10 protein-coding genes and 1 pseudogene are annotated in these 12,797 nt (G+C 39.5%); 3 read left to right on the forward strand and 8 right to left on the reverse strand.

Features of this window, described 5'->3' with window-relative positions; translation table 11 throughout:
• Positions 1–54: 54 nt before the first annotated feature.
• Positions 55–831, reverse strand: coding sequence for a DODA-type extradiol aromatic ring-opening family dioxygenase (locus tag CWB62_RS07370; RefSeq protein WP_138528293.1), 777 nt, complete (start codon positions 829–831; stop codon positions 55–57).
• Positions 832–934: 103 nt separating this feature from the next.
• Between CWB62_RS07370 and CWB62_RS07375 the strand changes: the two genes are divergently transcribed.
• Positions 935–1,837: a LysR family transcriptional regulator gene (locus CWB62_RS07375; RefSeq protein WP_138528291.1), complete on the forward strand. Its 903-nt coding sequence runs from the start codon at positions 935–937 to the stop codon at positions 1,835–1,837.
• A 453-nt stretch (positions 1,838–2,290) separates the two neighbouring features.
• On the opposite strand, the gene CWB62_RS07380 is transcribed toward CWB62_RS07375, so the two are convergent.
• From CWB62_RS07380 to nhaR, 5 genes and pseudogenes are all read right to left on the reverse strand, one after another.
• On the reverse strand, positions 2,291–3,526 hold the full coding sequence (locus CWB62_RS07380) for a hypothetical protein (RefSeq protein WP_058405366.1): 1,236 nt from the start codon (positions 3,524–3,526) through the stop codon (positions 2,291–2,293).
• Between the two features lie 102 nt (positions 3,527–3,628).
• Positions 3,629–3,786 (reverse strand): annotated as a pseudogene (locus tag CWB62_RS07385) (integrase core domain-containing protein); the annotation flags it as partial.
• Between the two features lie 295 nt (positions 3,787–4,081).
• Positions 4,082–5,122, reverse strand: a complete 1,041-nt coding sequence (locus CWB62_RS07390; protein ID WP_138528289.1) for a methionine synthase — start codon at positions 5,120–5,122, stop codon at positions 4,082–4,084.
• Between the two features lie 31 nt (positions 5,123–5,153).
• The gene (locus tag CWB62_RS07395; protein WP_138528287.1) at positions 5,154–6,128 is read right to left on the reverse strand and encodes a DUF1852 domain-containing protein; all 975 of its coding nucleotides are present in this window, start codon (positions 6,126–6,128) and stop codon (positions 5,154–5,156) included.
• A gap of 523 nt (positions 6,129–6,651) precedes the next feature.
• Complete coding sequence (gene nhaR, locus CWB62_RS07400) at positions 6,652–7,545, reverse strand: transcriptional activator NhaR (protein WP_138528284.1); 894 nt, start codon at positions 7,543–7,545, stop codon at positions 6,652–6,654.
• A 109-nt stretch (positions 7,546–7,654) separates the two neighbouring features.
• Between nhaR and CWB62_RS07405 the strand changes: the two genes are divergently transcribed.
• Together CWB62_RS07405 and CWB62_RS07410 are read left to right on the forward strand one after the other, a co-directional pair.
• Positions 7,655–7,966, forward strand: a complete 312-nt coding sequence (locus CWB62_RS07405; RefSeq protein WP_008110823.1) for a hypothetical protein — start codon at positions 7,655–7,657, stop codon at positions 7,964–7,966.
• A gap of 522 nt (positions 7,967–8,488) precedes the next feature.
• Positions 8,489–9,463 (forward strand): alpha/beta hydrolase, encoded by a 975-nt coding sequence (locus CWB62_RS07410; RefSeq protein WP_138528282.1) that lies wholly within the window; start codon positions 8,489–8,491, stop codon positions 9,461–9,463.
• Positions 9,464–9,633: 170 nt separating this feature from the next.
• On the opposite strand, the gene CWB62_RS07415 is transcribed toward CWB62_RS07410, so the two are convergent.
• Both CWB62_RS07415 and CWB62_RS07420 read right to left on the reverse strand, forming a co-directional pair.
• On the reverse strand, positions 9,634–11,967 hold the full coding sequence (locus CWB62_RS07415; RefSeq protein ID WP_138528280.1) for a S9 family peptidase: 2,334 nt from the start codon (positions 11,965–11,967) through the stop codon (positions 9,634–9,636).
• Positions 11,968–12,179: 212 nt separating this feature from the next.
• The gene (locus tag CWB62_RS07420; protein ID WP_138528278.1) at positions 12,180–12,758 is read right to left on the reverse strand and encodes a DJ-1/PfpI family protein; all 579 of its coding nucleotides are present in this window, start codon (positions 12,756–12,758) and stop codon (positions 12,180–12,182) included.
• Between the last annotated feature and the right edge of the window lie 39 nt (positions 12,759–12,797).

The following is a 12,797-nucleotide window of genomic DNA, read 5'->3' on the forward strand; positions in this document are numbered from 1 at the left end:
GATACTTGTAGATTAGTGACTACCAGCTTAACTTAATTTGAACACTTGCTCAAATTAATAAAATTTATATGCATCAAGCGCTAAAATATCCATTTCGGTTTGCTCATGAATCTTTTCAATGTAACTGCCCCCTGCACCCATAGCAGCAAATAATGGTAAAAAGTGCTCTTGTGTAGGGTGGTTAAATAAGGCAAATGGCGCCTCGGTTAAGTAATTTAATAGTTTTGGAATATCGTGCGCTAAAAGCGTTTGTTCAACCCAATGGGTGAATGCTTTTACCATGGGCACTCGGTTTGGGGTAGCCGGGGTTTTAAATATTTCAGCTAGGTTATGGCTAATACCGCCGGAGCCAATAATTAATATATTTTGCTCACGAAGCGGAGCAAGTAACTGGCCATATTTATACATAGTTTTTGCGCCTAAGCGGGTATTAATAGACACCTGCACAATAGGAATATTAGCGTGTGGGTACATTAAACGTAATGGGATCCACACACCGTGATCCCACCCTTGCTCGGTATCAAGTATCGCATTCATTCCTTCGCTATTAAAATAATTAGCAATAGTATTGGCAAGTTTTGGTGAACCAGGAGCGCGATAATGTATGTTGTACATTTGAGTTGGAAAGTTATAAAAGTCGTGAATAGTTTTAGGTGCTGCCCCTGCGGTAATTTTAATATTGCTTGCTTGATCAAAATGCGCTGAAAAAACCACAATAGCACTGGGTGTATTAAGTGACTGCCCCAAAGACGCTATAAAATTAGCAGTAGCCGATTGCTCTATAGCCATTATTGGTGAACCATGGGATAAAAATAATGCGGGCTGAGTCATACTAAAAACCTTAACTAACAATGAGTTTAAGCACTATATTGGTTTTTATTTTGACGATAAATATGCTATTTATTTATATATTAAAAACAAATTGTTGTTAATTATGGACAAGCTTACCACCATGAAAACCTTTTTAGCCGTTGTGCAAGAAGGTTCGTTTTCTAAAGCTGCCGAAAAGCTCGATATTTCTCCTCAGTTAGTTAGTAAATATGTTTCAGCCCTAGAAGATAATTTACATACTCGTTTACTGCACCGCACTACACGTAAAGTAAGCCCTACCGAAGCGGGTGTTCAGTATTTTAAGCGCTGCCAGCAAGTTATTATTGATATTGATGATATGGAAAACTCTCTTAATAATTTAAGCACCAGTGTATCTGGCGTATTAAGTGTTAGCGCGCCTATGTCGTTTGGTACAAGGCATTTAGCACCACTGCTGGTTGAGTTTCAAAAACAGTACCCAAATTTAAAGTTAGATTTAAAACTAACAGACCAATTTATAGATATAGTTGAGCAAGGCATTGATATAGCATTGCGTATAGGCGTGTTAAAAAACTCATCCCTTATTGCTAAAAAAATAGCGCCTATACAGTTAGCAGTATTTGCATCGCCTGCATATTTAAAACAGCACGGCACACCCACTACATTGCAAGAGCTGCAACAACATAACTATTTGCGCTACGCCAACGCAGAGCCAACAAAAATGCTTGCAGGTGTAGACCAGCTAAAAGGTGAGTTTAAACTTAATAGTAATTTAGTGGCTAACAATGGCGATATATTACTAAACGCAGCCATAGCAGGCGGCGGCATTGCCATGCAACCTACTTTTATTGCAGGAGAGGCATTAGCCCAAGGAAAAGTAGTACGTATTTTACAACACCTTGAACCCGAGCCTATGGGGCTTTACATGGTGTATGCAAACAGGCAATTTTTACCGAGTAAAGTACGCGCGTTTGTTGATTTTTCAAGCAAATACTTCGGAGACACCCCATATTGGGATAGCTATTAATACAAAGAAGGCGTTAAGGTTAATAGTTAGCGGTTAGCGGTTAGCGGTTAGCGGTTAGCGGTTAGCGGTTAGCCAATCTTATTTTCATAAGGCTCACCTTGCTAGCTAACTAGCAACTTTAAAAAGTAAATTACAAAAGTCGCCCCCAGCGTATTAGCCTTTACCTAAAAGTTAAAATAAGAAAAACTGGTTGGCAAATAACTTTTTTGTCTCTCTTTGGTCTGATCCCTTTAGTTTTTGACCGCTTTGGTTTTAATTAAACTGACTTAATTCATATGCGTGAATGATGCATATTCACACCAATCGATGTCATTACTGAGTGCGTAGTCATATTTAAAGTGAGTTTAAATGATAAGAACACTTGGATACAGTCCTAAGATTCAAACGCTATGATTGCTAACTAACTTCGCACAAATGCTTTTCAACAATCATGACGTTATTCGGCAAAGACCTTTAACAATCTAACCATCTAGCACTTACGCTGCTGCTAACAGTACCATCCGGGTACTCTACCACTACAACAAGCTCGACAATATGACAACCACCCATATTTCGGTAGATACCAGGTATTGTGACAGCAGTACCACCTGAATCAAGAGACCCTCCTGTACCACTTGCGCCTACAACTGTGCCTGTCCCGTCTGGGTTAACGAGTATTCTCCGGGTTGAGTTTGAATTCTGCTCCAATATTTGTTGAAGACACTCAGACATACCTTCACTTTGGAAGTTTAAATTAGACCTAGAAAAAAAGCTTACAGGATACCCATCAATTCTCGATGAGCCAGGCAAAAATGTAAAATTAAGTTTGAGCACTCTGTCCGGCAAATAGCCAATATCAAGTGGGGGAGTATATTGAAAGCTTCGGTCACCTATAAATGTATCACCATGATATGTTACTTCAAAGTTTAGTAAGTTATTGGAGCTTCCGTAAACCTGAGATGCATAAACTTTATTGATATCTCTCGATAAGTTTACTTGTATTCCAACTCCGTTATTAGATACAGTTAATCCGCTACCGGTGATAGATTGAGAAGACGTAAAATCTGTCCACGTTTGCCTGTAACCTATTTGTGAACTGATATCATTAGTAAGTGATTCGTATAAATCTCTTCCAAACGATGGGTTAAACAAAAAATTGGCTGGATGTACATCACAATTTGTTTCATTGTTATTCAATGTTGACGCATTGCTGTTCAATACAAATGCATTTTTATTGTAAAAGGATTCTTGTTTTTGCACTTGCGAATTCGTAACAGAGGTAGCGGCAAAGGAGGTTACGGCCTCTCTAAAGTCTGCATCGATATTGTAAAAGGTCTCTAATGCTTGCGATTCTGTCACGGTCAATACTTGATCACTAACAAGAACGTTGTAAGTATTGCTAAAACTAGAAACTTGTTCAGTAGTCACCACAAATTTGAATGCGTCTCTTGTAATTGGATTTGCAATGATGAGCGTTCTAGGATTGCTGTAACACTGAAAAGTAGTTGTTCCTAAAAATATTTGACCACCTTGTAGATTTTCTTCATTACAATTCGGACTAATATACAAACTCTGAGCGAGGTTTACTGCCCCCTGATAATCACAGTTTGAACATGAGTATGCCGCGGTAAGACCGCTTGCATATACTTTGTTTATAAAGAAAAAGGTAAAGCAAAATGCTACGATAATTTTTATTTTTAATATATTCATGAACTTTCCTTAAACATGCTTTACTTAATCCCTTAAACACTAGACTTTGAACCAGTTCTTTTCAACTAAAGCTGGAAAATTTAACTTGATAATTTTAAACTTTCAAAGCGATAGATCATTCTTCGCTGAATGCAGGCGCTCTAAGTTGTTATATTTAATGTATGCAGCCACGCCTTTTTCATAAACACTCTCGTTGACTGATGTACTTTGAATAACCAATCATGCTTTAAATTACCAAAAAAGCGCTCTATGACAGTATTACCTCCAGAAGTCAGAGGGTCAGTCAAAGGGGGTCAAATCTTGACTTCAGATATTATAGATCCTGATAGTCTGCAAGAGGCACTTTCCACTCAACCAGTACTACCTTACGGCTCGGTTAAATTTAACTATTTTTACTAGGTTTGTTGCTCTAAATCCAACCAATATTCAACGAACTTAGAACCTTTTGCCTTTAACCTTTATTTTAACTGTAAACCCCCGTTACATTTTGATTAAAAAAGCCACACCTCAACATTTTTTAAAGTGCGGCTTTTTTGCAGCAGCTGCAACTAAAAATTAAGCGACATTCGCTGCTAATAGCTCGTTACGTACTAGCTCTGCGCCTTTGCTTAGGGCGTTGAGCTTACCGTTTGCGATGTCGCGGGGCAGGGGTGCCATACCGCAGTTGGTGCAAGGGTATAGTTTATCGGCATCTACATATTTAAGCGCTTCGCGAAGGGTGTTGGCCACCTCTTCAGGGGTTTCTATAGTATGGGTGGCTACATCGATTGCGCCTACCATTATTTTTTTACCGCGTACGAGTTCAAGTAGCTCTATGGGTACCTGTGAGTTTTGGCATTCGAGCGAAATAATATCTATATTCGATTTTTGCAGCTTAGGGAATACTTCTTCGTATTGTCGCCACTCGGTGCCGAGGGTTTTCTTCCAATCGGTGTTGGCTTTAATGCCGTAGCCATAACAAATATGCACGGCGGTTTCGCATTTTAACCCTTCTATGGCTCGCTCTAGGCAAGCTATGCCCCAGTCGTTTACGTCGTCAAAAAACACGTTAAAAGCGGGTTCATCAAATTGGATTATATCAACCCCAGCGGCTTCTAGCTCTTTGGCTTCTTGGTTGAGTATTTTAGCAAATTCCCATGCTAGTTTTTCACGGCTTTTATAATGATCGTCATACAGGGTGTCGATCATAGTCATTGGCCCTGGCAGTGCCCATTTAATTGGTTGGCTGGTTTGCTGACGTAAAAACTTGGCGTCTTCAACAAATACCGATTTAGTGCGAGACACAGGGCCAACCACTGTGGGTACGCTGGCGTCGTAACGGTCGCGAATTTTAACTGTTTTACGGTTTTCAAAATCAACGCCATTTAAGTGTTCAATAAAGGTGGTTACAAAGTGCTGGCGAGTTTGTTCGCCATCGCTGACTATATCTACGCCTGCGGTTTGTTGCTTGTGCAGGGAAATACGCAGGGCGTCGTGTTTGCCATCTACCAGCTCATTGCCTTGTAATTTCCACGGTGACCATAAGGTTTCGGGCTCAGCAAGCCATGACGGTTTTGGCAAGCTGCCTGCTGATGATGTAGGTAATAGTTTTTTCATAATAAATGCTGCCTTTAATTTTGTTGTGTGATTAAGCGATACTTGCTGAGAACTGCTGCAGCATTGACTGATAAGGCTTAATAAAATGCTGCTCGGTAAATTTGCCTTGCTCAACCGCTAATTGACCTCGCTCTGCGCGGTCATACACAATTTGCGTTAATGAATGGTCGTCATTTTTTAAGTTCGGTTTATAACGGCTACCTGCGGCGGCATTGGCGTTATAAATTTCTGGACGATAAATTTTTTGAAACGTTTCCATGGTGCTAATGGTGCTAATTAGTTCAAGGTTGCTGTAGTCGTTGAGTAGGTCACCAAAAAAGTAAAACGCTAACGGTGCAACGCTGTTTGGTGGCATAAAGTAGCGCACTTGTAAGCCCATTTTTTTAAAATATTGCTCAGTTAACGACGACTCATTAGGCTGGTACTCTACGCCTAAAATAGGGTGTAAGTTTTCGATTTGCTGATAGGTTTTGTTATCAGACACGCTTAAACAAATAACTGGCGGCTTTTTAAAATGCTGTTTATAGGTATGTGAGTTTACAAAGCATTTAAACAACTTGCCGTGTAAGTCACCAAAGTTATCGGGAATGCTAAATTGCGGTTTGCTTTTGTTATGCTCAAGCAATAACACGCTAAAGTCGTAATCGCGCACATACGATGAAAAGTTATTACCCACCATGCCTTCAATTCGCTCGTTGGTTTGGCGGTCAATAATATTAGTTTTTAATACCTCAATTGACGGAAATGCCTCACCACTGCCTGCAATGTCTAAATCAACCGAAATGATCTTTAGCTCAACCTCGTAACGATCCCCTTGTGGGTTATCCCAACTGGCCAGGGCATTAAAACGATTGTTGATCATTTTTAGGGTATTACGCAGGTTTTGTTGGCGGCTTTCACCCCTTGCTAAATTAGCGAAATTGGTCGTAATACGTGTGTTATTTGATGGATGGTAGTTTTCATCCAAGTTAGTGCTTTTAATAGTAAATGTAAGATCAGTGCTCATAGCCGTATCCTTTCAATTTGAGTTGTTGCTGCTTTTATCAATGACACATTACTCGCTGTTAAAACCAAACTAACGGGATAACTGTAATGGTGCTGTGCAGAGTTATTAAATTTATACGCGGTATGCGGCATGAAGAAAAACGGGTTTATTTCAGGTAAAACATGAGCCAGATTCACGCTTAAGTGAATTAACTAAATTAACAGCACTGATTGATAAGTGATAAGAGGTAAAACGCATTTAAGCCATCTAGATATCTATTTAAAATAACAAGCCATGCAGTTTATTCATATAAAACCTGAATATTATTCAATACTTTTAGAACGTGCTTATGGTTGGTACTGGTAAGTCGGCTTAGGTATAAAATCTAATTTATTTATGGATTTAAGTATCGGATGACTCGCGTTGAAAGTTTAATATAAAGCTAAATGACGAAGTTTTTACTTTGTTATAAATACCACTTTGTATTTAAAAATAGAGCACTTAATTAAGCCAACTAATATGTACATGACGAATAGCGATAAGCTTACGTTGTTTGAGCGTGCTTTATAAATTCATCATAAATACTGTCTTTAATGAGCCTGTCAGGCGTAAAGGCATAATAATGCTGATAAACATTATTAATTGTACCAATGTAATTAACGTCGTAATGGCGCTCTACTTCGGCTCTTACTAAAATTGGCGCGGGGAATATGCCAAACCCTTGTTCGCCAAGCGATTTCATTAATGCGCTGTCGTCAACATGGCCAGCTATTGTCATTTCAATATCTTGTTCTTGTAGCCAATAATAAATAGCGCGTGCGACGGGGCTTTCTTTTGCGGGGAGTACTAAAGGCTTGTTATTTAAAGACTGCGGAAACTGCTTATGTAATTGCGAATGCCATGTTTCGTTACCAAAAAGCGCGATTTGGCTTTTACCTATTTCATGGCAAAACGCCTTAAACGGCAAGGTGGTATCTAGTGGTTTATCGGCTAACACTAAGTCGAGCTTATGAATCGCCATTTGTGCCAGCAACTCATCTTGTTGGCCGTCAATACAGTGTAAGTTTGTAATACGCTCGTTATTAATTAAAGGCGCAAGCCACTTCGACACCAGTGATTTAGGCAATACATCTGAAATACCCACCTTTAACGTTCGTGAATAATGCGTGGTATCACCTTGCGTGGTTTCTAGCCATTCATGGGCAATAGCAAACATATCATTGGTATATTGCTGGGTTACATGGCCAAATTCCGTTAACTGTAGGCCTCGCCCTTGGCGAACAAACAGTGGTTTTCCTAATCGTTGCTCTAAGTTAGTAATTTGCGAGCTGACTGTTTGCGGCGTTAAATTAAGTATTTTACTCGCCGCCGCAATACTGCCGTGCTTACTTACCTGCCAAAAATAATATAAGTGATTGTAGTTGATGTTGGTAATCATTCGAAAATACCTGTTTTAAAGTAAGAAATAATCAGCTTTTTCCTTTGACACTAAGTTAGTAGATTACAGTCATGCCTGCAACATAGTTACTATTAAAAGGTGTCATTGCATGAAGCTAAAACTTACAGTTAAAAACAAGATAATTAACGCAAGTGAAAAGATGTCGCTTTTGAAGTTGATAAAAAGCCAATTGGCAAAACATGCTTTAAATATTCGTAAAGTTGAGATTCAAATAAATGATCTTTCGAGTGAGCGCCACGGCACTTTGCAGCAATGTAAAATTAATATTCTTTTGCCTGGGCTACCCAGTATTAATGTAAATACAAAGGGAAGAAGTATGCTGCAAGCGATAAAGCGGGCACTTAAAAGTTTGCAGCACATTCTCGTTAATAAGTATCAACCTTCGCAACCAAGCTCTTAATATCGCACTTGTAGTAGCAAGGATGCTACTTTTTTAATGCCCTTTAATACCAAACTTTGTTTAGTAAAAACGATTTAATTATTGCCTATTGAGCCTTTAGCGCATTGCTATTGAGCAAAGCCGCCTTTCCCTTGTTGGGTTTCGTTACACTCTACCCAAGTTACCGGAACTAAAAATCTTTGACCTTGTTCCTTTGACCTTTGACCTCAGTTGTAAACCCCCGCACCATTTTGATTAAAAAGAGAGTGAAATTTCAGCCTCTAAATCCATAAAACTCAGCTAAAAAAAGTAACTCAAAGTCGTAACTAAGCACTAAATTTGGGTTTTGATTAATAAGCAAGTGTCTACCTAATGCCAAACAGATTTATTTACTTGAGAAAATTGAGGTGGATAGAAGATACTGTTAAGGTACTTTGAAATAATAAAAAAATGCCTAACTAACGGCTAAAACCTCCTCCACCTCATAGGACGTTATCTGCTTAATTAAAGTGTTGATGTTCAAGTTTAACTAATGAAGCGAAAATGGAAAATTTCACCAAACTATTAGCAGTTACACTTTATATATTTTCTTTGTCTGGCTGCACTTCAATTGGCAGTTACGTCATGTCAAACCCCGGTATCTATCTTTCTGAAGCACAGTTTATAAAAGCAAAACCTAGCGACATTGGCTTTAAAAAACAAAAATTTTGCTCTTTTAGTACCACTCAATGCATTACATATCTGACTGCTGAACCTTATCAGGCAGCCGAATTTTCGCAAGAGAGTTCTGTTTATTACAACCTTCATGCAACTGGTAATAATGTAGAAAATACAATTTCACACAGAATGACACCAGATACATTTAATCGTTTTGAAGGCACTGCTTTATTACTTCATGGCTATGGGGGCAGTAAGGAAGCAATGATGGCTTCAGCTATCTATTTTAGAGCGCTTGGTATGAACGTTATTATTCCAGATCTTTTTGGCCATGGTGAATCAACTGAAGCATTTGTATTTGCAACAAAAGAGCACGGCATTTTAAATGAACTGCTTGCTGAACCACTTTTAAATCAAACAAATAACCAGACTGTTGTAGTCGGCCATTCTATGGGAGCACTTACTGCAAGTAACTTATTATCATCAGAATATGTTGACGCTGCTATTTTACTTGCCCCAATGATGAGTTTTGAGGTTGCAGCTAAGGAGTACTTACCTTATAAATCGCCTTTGCTTAGTCATTTTTTTCATAACGAGATTGATAATATTGTTAACCAAGCAATGTTTGAGGCAGGAGTAACCATTCAAGAAACAAATTTATTGCCTAAATTAACTGAGACTAAAAAGCCTGTATTGTTAATTAACTCAGATGTTGACTCTCTATCCCCCCCAGCTTACTTTTCATCTATACAAAATGAGTTAGTAAAAAAAATAACTTTTAATGCTCGCTCTCATTCAAGTTTAATGGTGTTTGATCGTGATGATGTTATCGAAATTGAAAACTGGCTAATAACATGGTGAGCCTTGGCTATTTTAGATGACATTGAGTGTATAAGTCATTTTTTATTATTGTCGGGTTTCGTTGCACTCTATCCAACCTACAGACTGTAAACCCCCGTTACACTTTGATTAAAAAAGCCACCCACTATTGTTAGTGCGTGGCTTTTTAGTCTCTAAACTAACTAATCAAGCTATTGATTTAGTAAGTGCTTTTCAAAAAAGTCAGCCATCATAGTATGGTAATGCAAGGTGGTGCCTTTGCCTTCACGTAGGCTGTGTGAGCGGTTAGGGTATGAGAAAAACTCAAACTGCTTGTTATGCTTTACAAGCTCGTCAATTAAGCGTTCTGAGCCTTGGTAATGCACGTTATCATCACCTGTGCCGTGAATAAGCAATAGCTTACCGGTTAGGTTTTTGGCAAAGGTAATCGGCGAGGTGTTATCGTAACTCTCAGGATCGGTATTTGGGTTGCCTGCATAACGCTCTTGGTAAATGGTGTCGTACAAACGAATGTCTGGCACCGGTGCTGAGGCAATCCCTACTTTAAATTTATCACCATGGCGGAATAATAAGTTAAGGGTTGAACTACCGCCCCCTGAGTGTCCCCATACGCCAACACGCTCGGTGTCTATTACATCCCAGCGTTTAGCCATGGCATCTAGGGCGTCTACTTGGTCTTGCACGGTAATGGAGCCAATTTTTTTATAAATAGATTTGCGCCAATCGCGGCCTTTTGGTGCACGTGTACCACGGTTATCAACCGATGCGACAATAAAGCCTTTTTGCGTTAACAGTGATTTATACAAGTAACTGTTGCCTTCCCAGCGGTCTTGCACGGTTGAGCCCCATGGTTCGCCGTATACGTAAAACACAATTGGGTATTTTTTACTTTTATCCATGTTCTCAGGGAACATAATGTAGCCGTCAAGCTCAGTGCCATCTTGCGCATTTACTTTAAAAAACTCATGCTTTGGTAAGCTTTGTTCAGCCAGTTTTTGTTTAAGCTCGTTGTTTTCAACTAAAGTTTTTACATTACTATGATCGCTCACTTTAATGATCTCTTTAGTCGGTGGCATACCAAACTTTGAGTAAGTGTGCATAGCCCACGAGGCATCTTTTGACATGTAGTAGCTGTTTGAACCTTCAAACTCAGCAGGTGTGATCCGTACCGGTTTGCTGCTGCCATCAAGCGGTGTGCTGTATAAATAACGCTGACCAGGATCGTTTGGCGAGGCAATAAAATACATTACGTTTTTATCTTCATTGATGGTAAGCATATCAATAATGTCGTAATCGCCTGGGGTTAGGTCGATAATAGTTTTGCCATCGCGCGATACACGATAAAGATGACGCCAACCGTTGCGTTCGCTATGCCAAATAAAAAACTCACCGTCTTTTGACCAGTTGGCTTTATAAAACCATTCGATAAACGCATCGTCTTTGTCTTCTAAAATTTTGGTCAGTTGCTGCTTTTGCCAATCAAACAACCACACTTTGTTATGGCTTTGTGGGCGGTTTAAGTCTTGAATCATTAATTCATTACCGGTGCCCGCCCAACTAATACGAGGAATATAACGGTCGCGGTTATCGCCTTCAAGCTCAGCCCAGCGGGTTTGTTTATCACTAAGGCTTACCACACCAACACGCACGGCAGAGTTGGTTTCACCGGCCTTAGGATAAGGGAACTTTTTAAGGGTAGGGTACAGTTCGTCGGTGTTGTTGATCATAGTGAAAAATTTAACGTCACTGGTATCAAGCTGCCAATAGGCGATTGATTTGTTGTTGGGGCTCCAACGAAAACCATCGGCAATAGTGAATTCTTCTTCGTATACCCAATCAAAATTACCGTTAACAATAGTGGCGTTACCATCGGTTGTGAGCGCGGTTACATCGTTACTACCAACCGCTTGCATATAAATATTGTTATCGCGTACGTAGGCTACTTTTGAGCTATCTGGCGAGAACTTAGCAAACATTAACTTAGTTGGCTCAACGTCTTTACCACCTAATTGCTGTAATTGGTTAGTCTCAAGGTTAAGTAACCAAAAATCCCCGCGGCTGCGCGAACGCCAAACTTGCTCGCTGTTGGTAAATACCATCAGCCATTTACCGTCTTTTGACCACTGGTAGCTTTCTATTGCAAATGGCTCGTCTGAGGCCTCTGGCAGTAGCTTTTCAAACTCAACCAGTACTTTACGGCCTGTGCCGTCAGCATTGTAAAATACAATGTCGTTACCTTTTACGCCGTGCTCTTTTTCGTCATCGGTGTTGCTGTCGTCTGCTTTTTCTTTTTCGCTTTCGCGCTCTTCAAGTACGGTGTAGCCGGTGCCATCATCTAGCCACTTAAAGTAAGTGCTACGCTGGGTTTTAAATTCTTTATCTTTATAAATTTGCGCGAGTGAAAGTGACGTGACTATTTCAGCAGAGGCCAAGGTAGATGGAGTATTTTGAGTCATAGAACAGCCAGATAAAGACAGCCCCGCTAATATAGAAAAAGCAAGTGCCGAGGTTTTAAGTAATGTCATGTGAATCCCTAAAGTGATATTTACTTACTGCTATTATTTTATGAGTTTTGCAATAAGTTGATTTAGCAATACATACTTGTATTAACCAACCTTAATTTAGCAAACTTTTTTGCTTTATATCAGTATGCTTATCGCATAATAGGTACATTTAAGCCGTATTGTTTTTGCTAATCAGTAAACTTCTTTTTTTACAATAGGTTGTTAGAGGGTGATTAAATACTTTTGTGCCAGGTGTACTGCATTTGTTTTGCTGTTAGCTCTGCAAGTTCAGGGCTTATATGCTCAGCGACTAAATGTAAACTCATATCGATACCTGCCGAAATACCCGCCGAGGTTGTAAACTTATCATGCTTAACCCAGCGCTTATTACTTATTACGTTGAGTAAAGGAAACATCGCAGCTAGGTCGTTTATGTCTTCCCAGTGAGTTGTTACATTTTTACCATTTAATAGCTCTGCCTTTGCTAATAAAAATGCACCGGTACAAACCGATGCCACTACCGGAGCTGACTGGGCTGTACGTTTTATCCAATCAATCACAGGTGCTTTGGTAAGCTCATTATTATGAACACCGCCAACCACTAAAAGTAAATCAATGGCAGGATGGTCAGCAAAACTGTAATGGGGGTTTACACTAAAACCACCTCGCGCATTGACCGGCTGAATATGTTGCGCGACTAAAAATATGTTCCACTCGTTTTTAGCTAAACGTTTAGCCGTATTAAATACTTCAAATGGGCCTGAAAAGTCGAGCACTTCAGCATCATCATATATATAAATACCTATGTTCATTTAACGACCTTTTCTATTTTTAATGGTTTTAACTTACAT

The organism is Pseudoalteromonas sp. S408 (genome assembly GCF_005886645.1).
In the GTDB taxonomy this organism is placed as follows: domain Bacteria; phylum Pseudomonadota; class Gammaproteobacteria; order Enterobacterales; family Alteromonadaceae; genus Pseudoalteromonas.